Annotated in this window: 21 protein-coding genes; 8 read left to right on the top strand and 13 right to left on the bottom strand. The window is 32.4% G+C overall.

Features of this window, described 5'->3' with window-relative positions; all coding sequences use genetic code 11:
- Nucleotides 1-6: 6 nt before the first annotated feature.
- Both ACH2BP_RS01620 and ACH2BP_RS01615 read right to left on the bottom strand, forming a co-directional pair.
- Nucleotides 7-3,426 carry a T9SS type B sorting domain-containing protein gene (locus ACH2BP_RS01620; protein WP_395056358.1) on the bottom strand — a complete coding sequence of 1,140 codons (3,420 nt, stop codon included), beginning with the start codon at nucleotides 3,424-3,426 and terminating at the stop codon, nucleotides 7-9.
- A 1-nt stretch (nucleotide 3,427) separates the two neighbouring features.
- A complete protein-coding gene (locus tag ACH2BP_RS01615) occupies nucleotides 3,428-3,868 on the bottom strand; it encodes a hypothetical protein (protein ID WP_395056356.1) in 441 nt (146 codons plus the stop codon).
- A gap of 172 nt (nucleotides 3,869-4,040) precedes the next feature.
- Between ACH2BP_RS01615 and folE the strand changes: the two genes are divergently transcribed.
- From folE to lgt, 4 genes are all read left to right on the top strand, one after another.
- Nucleotides 4,041-4,712 (top strand): GTP cyclohydrolase I FolE, encoded by a 672-nt coding sequence (gene folE / locus ACH2BP_RS01610; protein WP_395056354.1) that lies wholly within the window; start codon nucleotides 4,041-4,043, stop codon nucleotides 4,710-4,712.
- Between the two features lie 155 nt (nucleotides 4,713-4,867).
- Entirely contained in the window at nucleotides 4,868-6,349 is a 1,482-nt protein-coding gene (gene cysS / locus ACH2BP_RS01605; protein ID WP_395056426.1) for a cysteine--tRNA ligase, read from the top strand.
- A gap of 37 nt (nucleotides 6,350-6,386) precedes the next feature.
- A complete protein-coding gene (yidD, locus tag ACH2BP_RS01600; RefSeq protein WP_395056424.1) occupies nucleotides 6,387-6,581 on the top strand; it encodes a membrane protein insertion efficiency factor YidD in 195 nt (64 codons plus the stop codon).
- Nucleotides 6,582-6,654: 73 nt separating this feature from the next.
- Nucleotides 6,655-7,620 (top strand): prolipoprotein diacylglyceryl transferase, encoded by a 966-nt coding sequence (lgt, locus tag ACH2BP_RS01595; RefSeq protein ID WP_395056352.1) that lies wholly within the window; start codon nucleotides 6,655-6,657, stop codon nucleotides 7,618-7,620.
- Between the two features lie 96 nt (nucleotides 7,621-7,716).
- On the opposite strand, the gene ACH2BP_RS01590 is transcribed toward lgt, so the two are convergent.
- From ACH2BP_RS01590 to rsfS, 8 genes are all read right to left on the bottom strand, one after another.
- Complete coding sequence (locus tag ACH2BP_RS01590) at nucleotides 7,717-8,340, bottom strand: hypothetical protein (RefSeq protein WP_395056350.1); 624 nt, start codon at nucleotides 8,338-8,340, stop codon at nucleotides 7,717-7,719.
- Nucleotides 8,341-8,431: 91 nt separating this feature from the next.
- Nucleotides 8,432-9,292: a superoxide dismutase gene (locus ACH2BP_RS01585; protein ID WP_395056348.1), complete on the bottom strand. Its 861-nt coding sequence runs from the start codon at nucleotides 9,290-9,292 to the stop codon at nucleotides 8,432-8,434.
- Nucleotides 9,293-9,385: 93 nt separating this feature from the next.
- Nucleotides 9,386-9,655 carry an acyl-CoA-binding protein gene (locus tag ACH2BP_RS01580; RefSeq protein ID WP_395056346.1) on the bottom strand — a complete coding sequence of 90 codons (270 nt, stop codon included), beginning with the start codon at nucleotides 9,653-9,655 and terminating at the stop codon, nucleotides 9,386-9,388.
- Entirely contained in the window at nucleotides 9,656-10,306 is a 651-nt protein-coding gene (locus ACH2BP_RS01575; protein ID WP_395056344.1) for a phosphatidylserine decarboxylase family protein, read from the bottom strand.
- Nucleotides 10,296-11,102, bottom strand: a complete 807-nt coding sequence (locus ACH2BP_RS01570; RefSeq protein WP_395056342.1) for a phosphatidate cytidylyltransferase — start codon at nucleotides 11,100-11,102, stop codon at nucleotides 10,296-10,298. The genes ACH2BP_RS01575 and ACH2BP_RS01570 overlap by 11 nt, the downstream gene beginning before the upstream one ends.
- 1 nt (nucleotide 11,103) lies before the next feature.
- A complete protein-coding gene (locus ACH2BP_RS01565; protein ID WP_395056340.1) occupies nucleotides 11,104-11,709 on the bottom strand; it encodes an LUD domain-containing protein in 606 nt (201 codons plus the stop codon).
- 109 nt (nucleotides 11,710-11,818) lie between these two features.
- The gene (gene ftsH / locus ACH2BP_RS01560; protein WP_395056338.1) at nucleotides 11,819-13,753 is read right to left on the bottom strand and encodes an ATP-dependent zinc metalloprotease FtsH; all 1,935 of its coding nucleotides are present in this window, start codon (nucleotides 13,751-13,753) and stop codon (nucleotides 11,819-11,821) included.
- A gap of 11 nt (nucleotides 13,754-13,764) precedes the next feature.
- The gene (rsfS, locus tag ACH2BP_RS01555) at nucleotides 13,765-14,136 is read right to left on the bottom strand and encodes a ribosome silencing factor (RefSeq protein ID WP_395056336.1); all 372 of its coding nucleotides are present in this window, start codon (nucleotides 14,134-14,136) and stop codon (nucleotides 13,765-13,767) included.
- A gap of 94 nt (nucleotides 14,137-14,230) precedes the next feature.
- On the opposite strand from rsfS, the gene ACH2BP_RS01550 reads away from it, so the two are divergent.
- On the top strand, nucleotides 14,231-14,962 hold the full coding sequence (locus ACH2BP_RS01550; protein WP_395056334.1) for a biotin--[acetyl-CoA-carboxylase] ligase: 732 nt from the start codon (nucleotides 14,231-14,233) through the stop codon (nucleotides 14,960-14,962).
- A 105-nt stretch (nucleotides 14,963-15,067) separates the two neighbouring features.
- Here the strand turns inward: ACH2BP_RS01550 and ACH2BP_RS01545 are convergent, their stop codons facing one another.
- The gene (locus ACH2BP_RS01545) at nucleotides 15,068-15,460 is read right to left on the bottom strand and encodes an SRPBCC family protein (protein ID WP_395056332.1); all 393 of its coding nucleotides are present in this window, start codon (nucleotides 15,458-15,460) and stop codon (nucleotides 15,068-15,070) included.
- Nucleotides 15,461-15,495: 35 nt separating this feature from the next.
- Complete coding sequence (gene pyrE / locus ACH2BP_RS01540; RefSeq protein ID WP_395056330.1) at nucleotides 15,496-16,143, bottom strand: orotate phosphoribosyltransferase; 648 nt, start codon at nucleotides 16,141-16,143, stop codon at nucleotides 15,496-15,498.
- Nucleotides 16,144-16,150: 7 nt separating this feature from the next.
- Between pyrE and ACH2BP_RS01535 the strand changes: the two genes are divergently transcribed.
- Entirely contained in the window at nucleotides 16,151-16,750 is a 600-nt protein-coding gene (locus tag ACH2BP_RS01535) for an NUDIX hydrolase (protein ID WP_395056328.1), read from the top strand.
- Nucleotides 16,751-16,764: 14 nt separating this feature from the next.
- Here ACH2BP_RS01535 and ACH2BP_RS01530 read toward each other — a convergent pair whose 3' ends face one another.
- Nucleotides 16,765-18,495: a M14 family metallopeptidase gene (locus tag ACH2BP_RS01530; protein ID WP_395056326.1), complete on the bottom strand. Its 1,731-nt coding sequence runs from the start codon at nucleotides 18,493-18,495 to the stop codon at nucleotides 16,765-16,767.
- Between the two features lie 123 nt (nucleotides 18,496-18,618).
- Here ACH2BP_RS01530 and ACH2BP_RS01525 point away from each other — a divergent pair, with 123 nt between their 5' ends.
- On the top strand, nucleotides 18,619-19,968 hold the full coding sequence (locus tag ACH2BP_RS01525) for a DEAD/DEAH box helicase (RefSeq protein WP_395056324.1): 1,350 nt from the start codon (nucleotides 18,619-18,621) through the stop codon (nucleotides 19,966-19,968).
- A gap of 55 nt (nucleotides 19,969-20,023) precedes the next feature.
- A partial coding sequence (locus tag ACH2BP_RS01520; RefSeq protein ID WP_395056322.1) for a hypothetical protein occupies nucleotides 20,024-20,290 on the top strand: 267 nt, incomplete at its 3' end.

Here is a 20,290-nt window from a genome sequence, read left to right as displayed (position 1 = left end):
TTATAATTATCGTTTCATAGAAAAATGTGCTTTATGCTCTTTTGTAATTCCATTTCCATCTTTATAAGTAACTATAAACCAGTAATCAGTTGATGGTAATTCTTTTCCATTAAAAGTTCCATTCCAACCACTTCCAGAAGGTCTAATTTCTTTTATTAATTTTCCAAATCTATCAAAAATTAAAACTTTAGAATTTGCTTGACCTTTCAGTTCAGGAATGTTCCATGTATCATGATAACCATCTGAATTGGGTGTAAAATATCTAGGATAATCTACTATATAAGCAGTAGTTGATTTTGAATCACATTCATTTCTTATTGTTATGGTATGTAAACCGGCTCCTACATTTGTAAATACATTACTACTTTGAAAAGCACCATTATCAATTTGATATTCATAGTTACCTATTGGCAAAACAGTTATTGTTTGCAAATCTGCAAAATACTCGGATGGTGTTGCAACAGGAGTTGGTGGTGGCTCAGAAATATTAACCGTAATTACAGCTCTTAGACTCTCACAACCACCTATATCTTGACTTACGTAATAATTTGTATTACCTATTGTAGTCGTCAATGGTGTGGGCGCGATAGCTGAACCTGTACCTCCAGTTGAAGTTACATACCATAATAAAGTACCTCCAAAAGTAGGAGTAGCGCTAAGCGGGTTTGCTAGATCATTTAAGCAATATACTATTGGTGTTGTTACTGTTGGTAAAGGTGTAACAGATACTGCATTAACTGTAAGTACTGTCCCTGATGATGTACAACTATTTAACGTAGTCGTAACACTATAATTTCCTGAAGCCAATCCTGAAAAGATACCTGTTGCATTGCTTACTGCTGCTACAACTGGTGCTGTTCCTGTTACCGTGTATGTGATTCCTGCACCTGCTGCTGGAACACTCACTGTAATTGTTCCTGTGGCTACAGTACAAGTAGGTTGTGAGGTTACACTAGCGGTTGGTGCTGATGGAGTAACTGGTTGCGCATTTACTGTTAATGCAGTCCCTGATGATGTACAACTATTTAACGTAGTAGTAACACTATAATTTCCTGAAGCCAATCCTGAAAAGATACCTGTTGCATTGCTTACTGCTGCTCCAACTGGTGCTGTTCCTGTTAACGTGTATGTGACTCCTGCACCTGCTGCTGGAACACTCACCGTAATTGTTCCTGTGGCTACAGTACAAGTAGGTTGTGAAGTTACACTGGCGGTTGGTGCTGGTGGAGTAACTGGTTGCGCGTTAACTGTTAAAGCTATTCCTATTGATGTACAACTATTTAACGTAGTCGTAACACTATAATTTCCTGAAGCCAATCCTGAAAAGATACCCGTAGAATTTGTTACTGATGCTACAACCGGTGCAGTTCCTATTAAAGTGTAAGTAATTCCTGCACCTGCTGCTGGAACACTCACTGTAATTGTTCCTGTGGCTACAGTACAAGTAGGTTGTAAGGTTACACTAGCGGTTGGTGCTGGTGGAGTAACTGGTTGCGTATTAACTGTTAATGCAGCCCCCGATGATGTACAACCACTTATCGTAGTCGTAACATTATAATTTCCTGAAGCCAATCCTGAAAAGATACCTGTTGCATTACTTACTGCGGCTACAATTGGTGCTGTTCCTGTTAACGTGTATGTGATTCCTGCACCTAGTGCTGGAACACTCACAGTAATTGTTCCTGCGGCTAACGCACAAGTAGGTTGTGAGGTTACACTAGCGATTGGTGCTGGCGGCGGTGTACAATTATTTGCTATACAACTTTGTGTATTTGGTAAAAAACAACTACTTGCTGGTCCGGTTGGTGTTACTGTAATTAGAACTGTATCTCCTGGTGTTAGACCTGTTACGGAATAGGTTAATACATTACCAATTGCTCCAATATTTACCAGAGCACTTGGAGGATTTATTTGATAAGATACGTTATAACCTGTTGCTCCTGTAACTGCAGCCCAATTAAATATTACCGAAGTAGTTGTAGACGTCCCACAATTTATTGTTGGTATTAATACCGGATTAATTGTAACTGTTGTACTGGTATTAAATGCTGGGCAAGAAGCCGTTAAACCAATATCATAATTTACTATATAATTTCCTGATGTACTCGTACTAGGAATAATTTCTCCAGTAGTTGAATTTATTGTTAACCCAGTTGACGGAATTGTTGTAAAGTTTCCGCTAGGAGTTAAACCTGAAGTAAATATAGGTTGTGGCGTCGTAACACTTGTACAATATGTTGGACTAGCGTAAGAAAATGTACCCGCTGGTGCAGTAGCCACAATTAAATTAAATTGTCTTACAGTATAACAGCCAGTTCCAGTTCCAATATCTTCAATTCTAACATAAATTGTGACTGGTGAAGTTGAAATAGGATAATTAGTTAAACTTGCAGGAGGAATGGATGGAAATCCATTATTTGCAGCTACTGGATCTGTATAATATGTAATATCATAATCCGAAGCTGGAAGAGCCCCTAAAATTTGACTGTCTTTATTTATTGAAGGAAATATATAAGGCGCTGCTGAGCTTGTGCAAAGTATAATATCCGTAGGTTGTATTACTGGTATTGGAGCGTAATATGTAAGTACCATACTATCGGTAACTTGATAACATCCTCCAGCCCTAGTCGTTCTTACTGACCAAGTTCCTGCTGTGCTTACAGATATCGTTTGCATATTATCATAAGTAGGTTGTGGTACACCATTTAACAACCATTGATAAGGTGCTGTACCCGATGTGATTGGTAAAGCAAATGTTGTTGTTATGTTTATAGAAGTACCAGCACATTCATTACGATCTGGACCTAAAGAAATACCACAAACAATATCGCAATCGGTCGAACCATAAGTTGGCAAAATAGGTTGTCTTTGTTCTAGCTTTATAAATCCAGCAGGCCCACTATAGTTGGTAACCATAGCAAGATAATATTGCCCTGGAGTAGCTCCAGCAATAGTCATTTTTTCTACTGGTGAACCATCATAACTACAATCTACTAAATTCCCTGGTGCAGGTCTTGGATAATCTCCTGCAAATAATGTATTATTACGACAACCTGTCGTACCTGGGCAGTTATTAATTAAATTACTACAATTTCCCGTTGCCGAAGCAAAAGGACCCCAAACTGCAAAATCGACATCAAGAGGAGTTCCTACAGGAAAACCAGCAGCATTAAAAGAAGTATTTTGAATAATATCAAAAATTAAAGTTCCTGTTTGATCAACTTTAAAATAAAACCATGCAGGTCTTGGTGTTAATCCTAAACATGCAAAAGCTCCACCTCCACCAGTTGTTGCATTTGGGAATATCAGCGATGGTGTAGTACCATCAGCTCCACAAAAAGCTGTTGCAGCTGTACACGTCGCTCCTTGTGAATAAACATTTACAGTAATTAAACTAAAAACTAAAAATAGTATTATTTTTTTCATCTTAATTTTTTATATGTTTTTTATAATCTGTTACAGGAATAAAATAATGGTATTGCCAATTGGAGATTTTTTCGCAATTTGTTTTGGTAACAATCACCCTCCATTTGAAGCATTTACTCATCATTTCAACATGAATTAATTTTTTTGAACCAATAATTCCATTTTCATCAATCACAATATTTAAGAAAATAGCATCTTTATAACTAACGGCATTGTCTTTATTAAAGCAATCTAAAATAGGAACTATTTCAATTTTGATTGAAGCATCTACCACTTCTGAAAAATCCCAATTTACTATAGCATATTTTTCAGCATTAGTAGTTTCTTTTGGGCATTCTACAATCTCGGCCTTATAATTTACATTACAATTTGTATTTTCTTGCGAATAAATAAATTGAGATATCATAAAAACAAAGATAATCTTGAGGTAAATAAATTTCATCTCTTAGTTGGTTTAGTTAAATTCGTTCGAAATTTAAGAAATATTTAAGAAATATTTAAGCAATAATTAATATTTGTTTCCACTTTTTAATAGTTAAAATCAATTAATAAATTTGAATATATTACATATATTTGCAATTAATAAACTTTTTAATTGTTTAAACCCTTATTCAATGGCTCATAACGACGATTTTCAAGACGAAATTGGAAACAATCATATTGCAACAAGCGCAAAAAACCCTATAAGAAAAGACGCATTTGTTCTGACCGACGATCAAAAAATAGAATCTATAAAAAAAGATGTAGAAAATATTTTGCAAACCCTTGGGATGGATCTTACTGACGATAGCCTCTCAGGAACACCCAATCGTGTGGCAAAAATGTTTGTAAAAGAAATTTTTGGTGGCCTAAATCCTAATAAAAAACCAAAACCTTCTACTTTTGACAATAATTATAAATACGGCGAAATGCTGGTCGAGAAAAACATTATTGTTTACTCTACTTGCGAGCATCATTTGCTTCCTATTATAGGTCGTGCACATGTTGCGTATATATCTAACGGGACTGTAATTGGTTTATCTAAAATGAATCGAATTGTCGAATATTATTCGAAAAGACCACAAGTTCAGGAAAGACTTACGATGCAAATTGTACAAGAACTTCAAATTGCTTTAGGAACCGACGATGTTGCTTGTGTTATTGATGCAAAACATCTTTGTGTTAACTCTCGCGGAATAAAAGATATAGAAAGTAGTACTGTTACCTCTGAATTTGGTGGGAAATTTAAAAATTTAGAAACAAGAAGAGAATTCTTAGATTATATTAAATTGGAAACGAAGTTTTAGACGAATAGATGATAGACGGATAGATAATAGACTTTTAAAAAATATCCTAAAAGTAACAAAATACCCTAGCCCTGATTGTAGTGGAAATCCTTTTTTGAGGTACGAAAAAAAGATTGAAACGTAAAGCAGGAATAGCTCCTAAAAAAATAATCAAAATGCCATTATACAAAACTAATCCCATAAAAATATACAACACGCTTTCTGGCGAAAAAGAAAATTTTACTTCTATTCATGAAGGAAATATTGGCATGTATGTTTGTGGACCAACTGTTTACAGTAATGTTCATTTGGGAAATGTGCGAACTTTTATGTCGTTTGATATGATTTTTAGGTATTTATTGCACCTAGGATACAAAGTTCGTTATGTGCGAAATATTACCGATGCTGGGCACCTTACCGATGATGGTGATGTAAATAACGACCGATTTGTAAAACAAACCCGACTCGAAAAATTAGAACCTATGGAAGTGGTTCAGAAATATACTGTCTATTTTCATAAAGTTTTAGATTTATTTAATTTTTTGCCACCAAGTATCGAACCTACTGCTACAGGTCATATTGTAGAACAAATAGAACTTATCGAAAAATTAGTTGCCAATGATTTTGCTTATGTAAGCAATGGTTCTGTTTATTTTGATGTTTTAGAATACAACAAAAAAGGGCTTAATTATGGTGAACTAAACAACCGAAATGTTGAAGAATTATTGGCCAATACCAGAGATTTAGACGGTCAAAACGAAAAGAAAAATCCACAAGATTTTGCTTTATGGAAAAATGCTTCTCCTGCTCACATTATGAGATGGAATTCGCCTTGGGGTGAAGGATTTCCTGGTTGGCATTTAGAATGTACTGCTATGAGTACAAAATATTTAGGAGAATATTTTGATATTCACGGTGGCGGAATGGATTTAAAATTCCCGCACCATGAATGCGAAATAGCACAAGGCAAAGCTTGCAACGGAAGTTCGCCAGTAAAATATTGGATGCATGCCAACATGCTTACTATGAACGGGCTTCGCATGAGTAAATCTACTGGGAATTATATTTTACCAATGGAACTTATAAATGGTGAAAATAACTTTTTTGAAAAAGCTTTTCACCCAAATATAGTACGTTTTTGTTTTTTGCAAGCACATTATCGTAGCGTTTTAGACATTTCTAACGAAGCTATGGTTGCTAGCGAAAAAGGATTTAATAGATTGATGGAAAGCATCGCTGTTTTAAACAATTTACAAGCCAAAAGCACATCGTCTATTGACATTCAATCATGGAGACAAAATTGTTATGATGCAATAAATGATGATTTTAACACACCAATTCTAATTGCGCAATTGTTTGAAGGAGCTCGTTATATCAATTTAGTTAATGATGAGAAAGAATCTTTAACTCAAGATGATTTAGAAGTGCTAAAAAACACGATGCATAGTTTCCTTTTTGATGTTTTAGGTGTTAAAAACGAAAAAGCAAGCGATAACAATTCCGATAAACTAGAAGGCGTTGTAGAAATGCTTATCAGCATGAGAAAACAAGCAAGAGACAATAAGGATTTTGCTATGTCTGATCAAATTAGAGATCAGTTATTGGCTTTAGGGATTCAGTTGAAAGACGGAAAAGAAGGCACAACATTTTCAATATAATATTTTGAGTTTAAAAAAGATTCTGATATTTCCATTTATGTTTGTGGTTCGATTTTACCAAATCGTAATCTCGCCGCTTACGCCAGCAACCTGTAGGTTCACTCCTACTTGCTCTCATTATACTGCTGAAGCTTTGCAAAAACATGGATTAATTAAAGGAAGTTATCTTGGCGCTAAAAGAATTCTGAGTTGCCACCCTTGGGGACGAAGCGGTTACGATCCTGTACCGTAGAATTACGAATTAAAAATTACGAATTACAAATTAAAATAGTATTTTTGATTGTTAGCAAATACTACAAAAAAATATGACACACTTTTTACAGATCGTTTGGAATCCTTCGGAAGGAATAAACATAGGTTCGTTTACACTTCATTTTTACAGTTTAATGTTCGTCGTAGCCTTTGTTTTGGGTTGGTTTATTATGAAACCAATTTTTAAAAGAGAAAACGAGCCTATCGAAAAATTAGATAGTTTACTAATATATATGGTACTAGCTATATTAATTGGTGCACGATTGGGCGATGTTATATTTTACAATTGGAGCAGTTATTATCCAGATCATTTACTTGAAATTTTCTTACCAATACGAGAAAACCCAAATGCTACTTTGTTTTATTTTATAAAAGGTTGGGAATTTACTGGATTTAGAGGTTTAGCAAGTCATGGCGCAGCTATTGCAGTGATTATTACCATGTATTTTTATACTACCAAAGTGCTTAAAAGGCCTATTTTATGGATTCTCGACAGAGTGGTAATTCCTGTTGCCAGTGGCGCAATATTTGTACGATTGGGTAATTTCTTTAATTCTGAAATTTATGGCCCAATTGTTTCTGGCAAACCTTTTTACGGTGTTAAATTTATACGTGAAGATGAGTTTTGGATGGATAAAAACTTATATCAATTGACACAAACAAACAATTTAAACAAAGCTTATAAACTTATAGAAACTGACCCGAATTTTGTACAAACTCTAAATGCCATTCCGTTTAGACATCCTTCACAATTGTATGAAGCTTTTGGTTACATTTTTGTATTTGCCATTTTATTCTTTTTGTATTGGAAAACTGATGCCCGTCAAAAACAAGGTTTCCTTTTCGGAATATTCTTAATCACGCTATTTTCTGTACGAATTCTAGTAGAATTTGTAAAAGAAAGCCAAGGTGGTTTCGAGTCTGTTTTGGGATTATTATCTACAGGACAATGGTTGAGTATTCCGTTTATAATTGGTGGATTATTCTTTGTTTTTAGAGCAAAAAAGGAAGTAGTTTAAGAATTATTTTACAGATTAAAACATATTTTAACCCCAAATTCACAGATTTTTTTAATAATTTGTCAATCTGCGGTAATTTTTTTAGTAGTTAAAAAGTTATTGATTCAAACCGCTTTTAGCTGCTGTGCGTTTACAATAATCTTTAAAATCACTTATTTCTCCAGTTTTTTCAAGTCCTAATAAATATGTCAAAATGCTAAATTCAAGTTTATCTTGTAAATAGTAAGCTATTAATTCAGACTTTATTTTCTGAAAATCTGCTGAATTATAAATTTCAAAGTTATATAATTTCACTTTTGATGTGTTCAATTCTATTAAAAGTTCATTATCTACTCCGTTTGAATATGATGCATTAAAATTACCTCTTCCTAAGTATTTATTTTTTCCGTAATAATCATCATTTGTAATTTTAATTATTTTGATATCACTTAGATTAAAAACCTCTTTTTCAACAGTAATATTATCATTATTAAATGAAATAAATCCGTCTAATTTTCCTCTAAGTGGTGGTGATTTAAGTTTTCCAATAAGCATCGCTAATAAGGCGACTAACCAAGATATTGCGACAGCGAATCCAAGAATACGACTAAATTTTTCTGTTTTAATTATCTTCTCTAAAACAATCCAAATCGATATAGCTACAACATTGAAAGCATAAAATACTTGATTTGTTGTTGGATGAAATCTTTTTGACTTATGATATATTGCAAATCTTTGCATAGTGTTTCATTAAGCATTCTAGCTAACTTACAAATTACACAATTTATAAACAATAAAATCCATTGAAAAAGAAGTAATTATTAGCCTAAAACTATTTAAACTCATCATCTACTGCTGTTGGTGTTTCGGCAGGAATAGTCGTTTCGATTGGTGTGCTAGTTGGCGCAACTGAAACTGCAACTTTAGGGAATGCGTCGTATTTCTTTAGTACTTCATTCCAGTTTACAACACTAAAAAAAGTATTTACGTATTCTCTCTTTTTATTTTGAAATTTCAAATAATAAGCGTGTTCCCACATATCTAAATTTAAAAGCGGAATACCTGAAAAACCTAGATTTTTCATCAAAGGATTGTCGTTATTTGGTGTAGTTACAATTCGTAATTTTCCTGTTTTGTCTGAAACGAGCCATGTCCAACCTGAGCCAACTATTTTGAGTGATATTTCGGTAAATTGTGATCTAAAAGCGTCAAAAGAACCAAAATCTCTAGTAATTGCTTCCATCAAAGTTCCTTCTGGTTCTCCGACAGTATTGACTGCCATGTTTCCCCAAAAAAAGTTATGATTGTAAAATCCTCCTGCGTTATTTCTAATTTCGGTATCGGATAAATTCAGGTTTTTAAATATATCGTTTAACGTAAGTGTTTCGTATTTTGTTCCAATTAACGCTTTATTCAGATTATTTACATAACCCAAATGGTGTTTAGAATAATGGATTTCGATAGTAGGAGCATCAAAATTAGGTTCGAGTGCTTTGTAATTATAGGGCAATTGAAACATTTCAAAAGCGCCTTCAATAGCTTTTACGTCTGTTGCTTTACTAGATCCACCTTTTACTGTTACAACTTCAATAGGAGTTGCTGGCACATCTACTTGCTCGATTAATGTATTTTTTTTACATGAAACTACAGTTGTTAATGCCAATGTAATAACGAATAACTGAGTTGATTTCATATGGAGATAATGTTTGTTTTTTTTGGAATATGGTATATTTATGAGGAAATCTTAATTTGAGTTCGTGATTTAGTATCCTAAATATTTCATATACTATTTTTTTGAAATTTTATTGATAATATCAATATAACATTCTTTTGCTTCTTCGGCAGAAATATGACTTATTTGCAACCAGGCATTATTCTTAAAAGCATCTCTAACATCTAGATTTGAGTAATTTACACTTCCTAAAGAACCAAAAGTTGCTTGCTTATAATAGGCATAGCATCTTAATTGAACATCTTGTGGCAACGAGGCTTGAGGAATCGTTAGCGCAAGTTGCACAGCTTCTTGAAATCGTGTATCTAAATCTTTTTCAGACATTTAAACTAAAGCTATAATCGTTTTATTTCCTATTGCCACTTCATTTAGTTTCACATTAACTTTTGTTCCTAAAGGTAAAAACAAATCTACTCGTGAACCAAATTTTATAAATCCAGCATCGGTTCCTTGAACTACTTGTGTACCTTCTTCGGCATAATTTACAATTCTTTTTGCCAATGCACCAGCAATTTGACGGTACAGTATTTCGCCAAAAATTTTATTTTCGATAACTACTGTAGTACGCTCGTTTTCGGTACTGGCTTTTGGATGCCAAGCGACAAGGAATTTTCCTGGGTGGTATTTGCTATATTTTACCAATCCTGAAACAGCATAACGAGTAACATGCACATTTATAGGTGACATAAATATTGAAACCTGTAAGCGTTTGTCTTTGAAATATTCTGGCTCGAAAACCTCTTCTATAACCACTACTTTGCCATCAACTGGCGCAACAATCTGATTATCATTGGCAATAATATCTCGGTTTGGATTTCTAAAAAACTGTAATATTATGATATAGAAAAACAAAGCTATAAGCTGAATTCCCATTCTTAGCCAAGTTAAATCGATAAATTCTCCCGCTAACAAAATTGTTGCAACAAATAATAATGTTGCTACTAAAATAATTTTTGAACCTTCTTTATGAAACATATACTATAATTTTATAAAATAAAAATAAAAATGGAGCTACAAATATAATACTATCTAATCGATCTAACATACCACCGTGACCTGGCATTATATTCCCACTATCTTTTACGTTGGCTATTCGTTTGAATTTAGACTCGACCAAATCGCCAATTGTACCAAAAAAACTAATTATTAATGCAGTTATTATCCAAACATAAACTGGCATTTGAAAATAATATTTTGAAATTATAACACTCGCAATTATTGCAAAAACTACTCCGCCTACAAATCCTTCTATCGTTTTTTTAGGAGAAATAGATTCGAATAATTTATTTTTTCCAATAGATTTTCCTACAATATAAGCAAACGTATCATTTGTCCAAATAAGTATAAAGATAGCAATTATTAGTCTTGGTTGAAAGGATTCCTCTAAATTTGAAATTTTTACAATAAAGATAAAAGGCAAAATAATATATCCTATTAAGTTCACCCATTTTCCTTGAGCATCTATCATAATATTTTGCCCTTTAAACAACCAAAATAATAATCTGACAGAAACAAACAAAGAAGCCGCAATTAACCCAAAATCGGTAAATTTATTTTCTGGTAAAAAACAAGCGAAGATAAAATATAACAAACCAGCAACTAGCGTGGCTGGTATTTTTGGTAAAAGTATTAAATTGCAAAATTCACGAACGGTTTGCAACATAAATAATCCAAAAAGCAACAAAAACGACTCTCTAGAAAAAAGTGTAGCAAAGACTAATGCGAATATATATACCAGTCCTGATAATGAACGTGTTACGTTTTCATTCATTTTACAAATCTTCTAAAAGCAATAAATATAAATGTTTTGGAGAACTTCCGTAATGTAAGAAGTCTTCTTCTTTTACTTTTTCAAAATATTTAAAAGTGGTAATATTCGTAGGATAATCGGTAGTGTAACGCTTTTTTATCTCTCTTAAACCGTCACTTTTATTTAATATAATTTGGCTTGTAGTAGCAACTAAAATGATATTATCTGGTAAATCGTTTGGTTTGTTTTGTTTAATTTGATTTGATGAAAACAATACAGAACCTTCATCGGCAATTAGATTCTCACAACTAGCCAAGAAAAATTTAGGGTTTTGCGGTTTATTGAAAGAAATTTTATTGTCTTCAAGCATTTTAAACAATCTTGGTTCTATACACATCGCTTCAGATTCGAACCAATCATTTTCTTCAAGAATATTTTCAAATTGTTCGTTTAGTTCCGCTAGATTTTCGCAATACAAAAACTTACCTCCATTTTTTTTGAAATTATGAGTAAATTGTTCGTCTACAGGAAGTTGAGAATGAATATCCTGAAACGGATTAAAATCATTTTCGTTAGTATCGTTTGAAGTTTCGCTACTAGAACCAAATATTTTTCTAAAAATACTCATATTACTTGAAATACGTGGGAATTATTGCTTAATTGCTACCAAAGATAAAAAAATCTCAATCCAATTAAGCAATTAGATTGAGATTTTTAAGTATGTTATTAACTAAGTTTTAAACAATTTCAGGAACAACTTCGTCAGCAACCTCTTTGTCAAAGGGTCTTTTCCCGAAAATAGTTTCTAAATCGTCTTTAAAAATAACTTCTTTTTCGATAAGAATATCCGCCAACTGATTTAGTTTGTCTTTGTGTAATTCAAGAAGCGTAATGGCTCTTTGGTACTGTTCTTCAATCATTAACGATATTTCTTTATCGATAGTTATAGCTGTTTCTTCAGAATATGGTTTAGAAAAATTATAATCTGATTGCCCCGATGAATCGTAATAAGTTATGTTTCCTAGCTTTTCATTCAGACCATAAATCGTAACCATTGCTCTGGCTTGTTTAGTAACTTTTTCTAAATCGCTTAACGCTCCTGTCGAAATATTATTAAAAATAACTTTCTCGGCTGCTCTTCCGCCCATAGTTGCGCACATTTCGTCTAGCATTTGGTTAGGACGCACAATTTGTCTTTCTTCAGGCAAATACCAAGCAGCTCCTAAACTTTGACCACGAGGCACAATAGTCACCTTGATAAGTGGCGCAGCGTGCTCTAACATCCAACTTACAGTTGCATGACCAGCTTCGTGAATCGCAATTGCTTTCTTTTCTTCTGGTGTTATAATTTTATTTTTCTTTTCTAGTCCACCTACAATTCTATCGACAGCATCAAGGAAATCTTGTTTGTCGACAGCAGTTTTATTATAACGCGCTGCAATAAGTGCCGCTTCATTACAAACATTTGCAATATCAGCTCCTGAAAAACCTGGAGTTTGTTTTGCCAGGAAATCTAAATCGAGACCTTCTACTTTTTTAAGTGGTGCAAGATGTACCGCAAAAATTTCGGCACGCTCACGAACATCTGGTAAATCAACATAAATCTGTCTATCAAAACGACCTGCACGCATTAAAGCTTTGTCTAAAACATCAGCTCTATTTGTTGCTGCGATTACGATTACGTTCGAATTTGTTCCGAAACCATCCATTTCTGTCAATAACTGATTTAGGGTGTTTTCACGTTCATCATTTCCGCCTGACATATTTCCTTTTCCACGAGCACGCCCTACGGCATCAATCTCATCTATAAAAATAATAGCTGGTGCTTTATCTTTGGCTTGTTTAAACAAATCTCTAACACGAGAAGCTCCTACTCCTACAAACATTTCGACAAAATCAGATCCTGATAATGAGAAAAAAGGAACTTGTGCTTCGCCTGCAACGGCTTTGGCTAATAATGTTTTTCCTGTTCCTGGAGGCCCTACAAGTAAAGCTCCTTTTGGGATTTTACCTCCTAAATCGGTATATTTTGTAGGATTTTTAAGAAACTCTACTATTTCTTGTATTTCTTCTTTCGCTCCTTCTAATCCTGCTACATCTTTGAAAGTTGTTTTAATATCTGTTTTCTCATCAAAAAGTTTTGCTTTAGATTTTCCGATACTAAAAATTTGTGTTCCACCGCCACCTGAACCACCGCCTGACATTCGTCGCATCATGTAAATCCAAAAACCTATTAATAAAATAATTGGAAGAAATCCAACTAAATCAGTCCACTCACTTGATGTTTTAAATTCAAATGAATTTAACTTATTTGCTTTTTGAGCTTCATCTAATTTTGTTTGAAAATTTTCAGAATTATTCGCAATTTGAAAAGTATAATGTGGTCCAAGATTTGGTTTTTGCAACAAATCTACTTTAGAAATTTTAGCATGTACTTTGTCTGATAAAGCTTCTTTTTTTAGATAAACTTCTACTGTTTTGTCATTTATAATTTCAACTTTTTCTACTTGATTTGCATTCAAATACTCGTAGAATTTAGAAACTGAAGTTTTTGTAGGTTCGACCCAACGAGATTGACCAGAAAACCACATTGTTACAAAAATAGCTGTAATCACACCGTAAATCCACCATGGATTAAACTTGAAACTATTCTTTTTTATCTCTTTAGACATAAATACTTTATTTAATATTTGTTTTCAATAGTTGTGATTTTTGCATCACCCCAAAGACTCTCAATGTTATAATATTCACGAATGTGCTTTTGAAAAACGTGTACTACAATGTGAACATAATCCATCAGAACCCAATCCGCAACATCTGATCCTTCTACGTGCCAAGGCTTGTCTTTTAGCTCTTTCGAAACTACTTTCTGTACAGAGTTTACAATTGCATTTACTTGCGTATTCGAATTTCCGTTACAAATTACAAAATAATCACAAACTGTATTTTCTAATGCTCTTAAATCAAGTATTGTTATGTCGTTACCTTTTACTTCTTCTATTCCCTTGATAATGTTTGCTAACAAAACATCATTATTAATTTCTTTTTTAGCCATCTAATTTTTAAAATATTTTTGCAAAGTTATTCATTTTTGAGCTTATTTTGGTGGTAAATAAATGTTAATTACAAATAGTTACAAAAACCTACACATGAAGTTAATCAAACTCGATGCCATAGATTCTACTAATGATTTCCTGAAAGGATTATCACAAAAAGAAAATCTAGAAAATTATACGGTTGTAATTGCAAAATACCAAACAAAAGGTAAAGGTCAAATGGGGTCTAATTGGGCCTCAGAAGACAATAAAAACTTAATAACCAGCATATTAATAAAAAATAGAATTGTTAATATAAATCAAATTTTCAACCTAAACATTGTTGTTGCCGTAAGTATTATTCAGGTATTAAATGACTTAAAAATTAGTTATTTAAATATAAAATGGCCTAACGACATTATGGCAGAAAATAAAAAAATTGCTGGCATACTTATAGAGAATAGTATTAAAGAAAATGGAAAAATAGAATCTATTGTAGGAATTGGAATGAACGTAAATCAAACCAACTTCGGAAATTTGCCTAAAGCTTCTTCTTTAAAGAACGTAATGCATCAAGATTTTGATATTGATACGCTTCTAGAAAATATTGTTCTTAAAATTGAAAACAATATCGAAAAACTAAAAAATAATGAGATTGATTCTTTTTGGAATGAATACGAAAACTATTTATTTAAAAAAGGAAAACCAACTCTTTTTGAAGATACAAACCAACAAAGATTTATGGGCATTATAAATGGTGTAAATCGCAAAGGGCAACTGGAACTTTTATTAGAAAACGATAGTTTGAAATTCTTTGAAGTAAAAGAAATTATGATGATTTATTAAATAAAAAGATAATATTTAATATACAGATAGATAAAAGACAAAAATTAATTAGAATCAACTTTGTTATAAATCTACTATCTATCCGTCTTTTATATCCTAGTCTATTTATAACTTAGTCATATTCTCACTCAAAGTTTCAATAAACTTACTTATTGGTCCTTTTATCATCATCGCCATCATTGCATTAAACTCACCATCAAAAAGTAATTGTACTTCAGTCGCTTCTGGAGAAACTTCACTAATATTTGCAGTCAGTGTAAATGGTAACTTATCGCTTGCAGCACCTAAAATAACTTGAGAATTTGCGTTTTTCTCTTTCATTTTAAGTTTTATTTCTGGCATTCCTTTTAATCCAAAAATAAAAGCATTTTCATCTAAAACTTCAAATTTTGCAATATTGTCAGGCATTAATTTTTCGAAATTTTTAACTTGAGACAATTCGTTAAAAATATATTCTGAACTTTTTTGAACAGTAACTTTTTGGCTTTCTAAATTCATTATTAGATTATTAGATTGTTAGACTATTTGTATTTTTAAACTTCAACATTCCATTCAGATGGGCTTTTTCGCCATTCTTGCAGTAAATTTTGTTCGTTTCTTGTTATATATTCTTTGGCAACAGCTAGTTCTAATAAGCTTTCGTAATTACTCAAGGTAAATAAATCGACCTTAGCATTGGCAAAATTATCGTTAGCGACTTGAAATCCGTAAGAAAAAACGGCCGCCATTCCTTTTACATTGACCCCTTCGTTACGCAAAGCTTCTACAGCAAGTAAACTACTATTTCCTGTACTAATTAAATCTTCTACCACAATTACATTCTGGCCTTTTTGCAAAAAACCTTCCACTTGATTAAGTCGTCCGTGTTTTTTTGCTTCGGGACGAACATAAACAAAAGGAAGACCTAATTCCTGAGCAACCAAAATTCCAATGCCTATTGCACCAGTGGCGACTCCAGCAATAACATCTGGTTTACCAAATTGTTTTTCGATATTTTTAGAAAATTCGTCGCGAATATAATTTCTTATCGCTGGAAACGAGAGAATTACCCTATTATCACAATAAATAGGAGATTTCCATCCTGAAGCCCATGTAAAAGGATTTTCAGAATTCAATTTAATTGCATTTATTTGTAAAAGCAATTCAGCAGTTTTGCTAGCAGTATCTTTATTAAAAATCATAGTACAAATGTATAAAGTTTTTGTGAACGACAAGCCACTTTTTCTAACAAATGAAATCAAAAAAGAAACTGATTTTAAATTTTTCTTGTTAGAAAGCGCCGATATTAATCAGATTATAATCAATTTTTTTCAGAACAAATTACAGAAAGCTTATCTGTATCATCCTGACGAAAAAGAAATTATGAAAACCCTTAAGGCTAAAATTCCTGTTAATAAAGCCGGTGGCGGATTAGTTTATAACAAAAAAGGTGCCGTTCTTTTTATTTTTAGAAATGGAAAATGGGATTTGCCAAAAGGCGGAATCGAGAAAGGCGAACTCATAGAAGACACTGCCATTCGTGAAGTAGAAGAAGAAACCGGAGTAACTGGCCTTACCATTACTGGAAAACTGCAAAAAACGTATCACATTTTTAAACGCAATGGTCGTTATAAACTAAAGGTAACGCATTGGTACGAAATGAAAACTGATTTTGAAGGAACGCCAACAGGTCAAATTGAAGAAGGAATAGAAAAAGTCGCTTGGCTTAATCCTGATGAAATTAAAGATGCGCTGAAAAACTCTTACGAAAATATTAAATTGTTGTTTGTAGAAGAAAAAGTGATTTAAAAAACCCTAATTTTTTATTTCATTATTCTGTAAATTGGATATTGCAAATGTTCTTTTTCGTAATAAATCGAGTGCTTGTGTACCCAATCTAACTGCTCTTCTGGATTTTTAGCAAAAGTAGAATCAGAAATTAATTTTTCGTCAAATTGCTTTTTTAAATTTGGATTTTCGGTGAGAATTTTAGTAGCTAAATCTTCAAAAAAATAATCAGAATAACCTTCTTTTTGTTGCAAAATAGCATCGAAGAAATTCCAATTAAAAAATGAATCAACTCCTTGTGGCTCTAAAGTTTCAAGTAAATACTTAATACCTGACTGAGAAGTAGGAAACAAATAATCACCTTTAGCAAATGTTTTTTTCTCAATAGATTTTGTTATAACCGTGTTTCTGTGATTATAATGTCCTTCGTAAGCAGAAGTTGCGGTTTTATAATTAGCAATTTTATAGCTTTCTACATCGATAATCGTATCGTTCTTTAAAATAGAATAGTTGCATTTATTACTTTTTAGCAAATCTATGATCGTCCACCATGATTTCGGAATGACATAAGCTTTTGGTACAACAATATCTAAGCTCGATTTATATGCTGGATAAAAATCTATTTCTTTTTCATAAGGCTTGGTTCTGTCATAAAACAAACGATCACCAGTTGTTACTTTGCTTTTAATTATATCACCTTCATATCCTAAAAATACCATCTTTTTTAGTTTCGATGAGTCTAAAACCCACTGAATAGGGTAACTATCTTTTGGTTTAAACTGAGTTTCATTTCTTTTGCGGATGTTTTTAATTTCAACAGAATTCGAATCAACATAATTGATCGTGCTTTTCATAAATTGATACGTTGCATTAACTCTTTTTTTATAATCTTTCCACATATGAGTTTCTACAACATAACCAATAGTGTTAAACAAAGATGTATAACCTGTTGTATATCTTGGAGAATCATTAAACTGTGCAAATCCTTTATCTGGAGTTCCTCCCCAAACATTTACGTATGGAGTAGATTCGATAGAATTTGATTTTAAATTAGCAACAATTGCAGGAGTCATTTTGTCTTTCATAAAATCACCCAATTCTTTCCCTAACTTAGTTGGTTCAGTTTGAATATAGGTTAGCGTGTACTGATAATCGGCACCATTACTCACATGATTATCTATAAAAACATCTGGGTTAATTTTATGAAAAATTTCAACCAAACTTTTAGTATTCCTAGTATCCGATTTAATCATATCTCTATTTAAATCATAGTTTCTTCCGTTTCCTCGAAAACCATACTCTTCTGGCCCGTTTTGATTGGTTCTAGTTGTCGTATTTCGGTTTATAGCACCATCTATATTATAAACAGGAATAGCTACAATGATGGTATTCTTAGGGATTTTTATTTTAGATAAAGCCAAATCACGAAACAGCATCATCGTGGCATCTATCCCGTCGGGTTCTCCTGCATGAATAGCATTATTAATAAGAATGATAGATTTTGTTTTTGATATTGTTTTAAAATCAAATTGTTTTTCAGGATTAAAAATCACTATATGTAATGGTTCTCCAGAATCTGTTAACCCCATTTTTTCTATTTTGATAGATTGAAAATCTTGATCTAAAGTTTTATAAAATGAAATAGTCTCTTGGTATGTAGCCGATTGATTTCCGTTTCCTTTTTCGAAGAAAGTTTCATACTTATTACTTTTTTGAGCAGAAATTGAGATAGAAATTAATAGAAAAATCGATTTTATAAAACGCATAATATATAATATTGGAATGTCTATCAAAAGTAAATAAAAAAATGAGAATGATGGTAAAACTGATTTTCAAAAAAAGCATAAGTCATAATTCGTAATTCATAATTCAAAGTCTATCTTTGCAAAATGAATAACAATCACCATTCCAATAATATATTGCTCAATTTAGGTATCGAAAACCTAAATGAAATGCAAGAAGTTGCTCAAGATGCTATTTTGAACGACAACAATGTTTTATTACTTTCTCCTACAGGTTCGGGAAAAACATTGGCTTTTTTATTGCCAATTTTCGAAATGTTGCAAGAAAATGTAACATCTGTTCAGTGTTTAATTTTAGTTCCATCACGAGAATTGGGTTTGCAAATTGAACAAGTTTGGAAAAAAATGGGAACCAATTATAAAGTAAATGTTTGCTATGGCGGACATTCTATTGATACCGAAATAAAAAATTTAAGCAATCCGCCTGCAGTTCTTACAGGAACACCAGGAAGAATTGCCGATCATATAGACAGAGGAACTTTTAGCGTAGATGCTATTCAAACCTTAATTTTAGATGAATTTGACAAATCCTTACAATTGGGTTTTCATGAGCAAATGTCATTTATAATTAACAGGTTACCAAAGCTAAACAAACGCGTTTTGGTTTCTGCTACTTCCGATATCGAAATCCCGAAATACACTCGAGTTATCAATCCAACGGTTTTAGATTTTATTCCTTCGGAAGAAGAAAAGACAAATCTTTCGATGAAAATGGTCGTTTCTAAAGACAAAGACAAAATGGGGAGTTTGTTTAATTTAATTTGTTCTTTAAAATCGGAATCGGCTATTATTTTTTGCAACCATCGTGATGCAGCTGAGAGAATTAGCGATACACTAAACGAAAAAGGAATTTATGCCACATATTATCATGGCGGAATGGATCAGGACGAACGCGAACGTGCTTTAATCCAATTTAGAAACGGAAGTGTGAGTTATCTAATCACTACCGATTTAGCTGCTCGTGGATTGGATATTCCCGAAATGAAACATGTAATTCATTATCATTTGCCCTCTAAAGAAGATGAATTTACGCACAGAAACGGACGAACTGCGAGAATGCTAGCATCGGGAACATCGTATATTTTGATACACGAAAGTGAGAAAAAACTAGATTATATCGATTATAAAATGCCTGTATTAAATGTAGAAAATTCAACTTCATTACCCAAAGCACCAGAATTCCAGACGATTTATATTTCTGGCGGAAAGAAAACAAAACTAAACAAAATAGATATTGTAGGTTTCTTTTCACAAAAAGGAAAACTCGAAAAAGGCGATTTAGGGCTTATTGAAGTAAAAGATTTTATCTCGTTTGCTGCTGTAAAATCTAAAAAAGTAAACAATTTACTAAAAAATATTCGTGACGAAAAAATGAAAGGCAAAAAATTTAAGATTGAAGTGGCGAGAAAAGTGATTAAGAAAGAGGAAGAAAAATAGGTTAGCAGTAATTCTGAAACACATAAATCGACTCAAAAGAATTTAAAGTAATCTAATGAAAATTTATCTATTCATCTTTCTTTTTATAGTAAGTAGTTGCAATCAGATTTCAGACATGAGTATACAAATACAACATGATTATGAGTTTAATGAAGATATCTGTAATACAAACCGAATCGTAATAAGAACTAAAAAATCTAATCAAATTGAAGGTACTAATGAAGAAAAATGTTTTGAAAATAATTATTTAGAAACAAAAAATTTGCAACAAGTAAAATTTATAGATAGTATACTAAACCAAACTCCAAAGACAAAATATTGT

Source organism: Flavobacterium sp. (assembly GCF_043756175.1).
In the GTDB taxonomy this organism is placed as follows: Bacteria; Bacteroidota; Bacteroidia; order Flavobacteriales; family Flavobacteriaceae; genus Flavobacterium.
The sequence above is the reverse complement of the archived record's forward strand: the minus strand, read 5'-3'. Positions and strand labels throughout refer to the sequence as shown.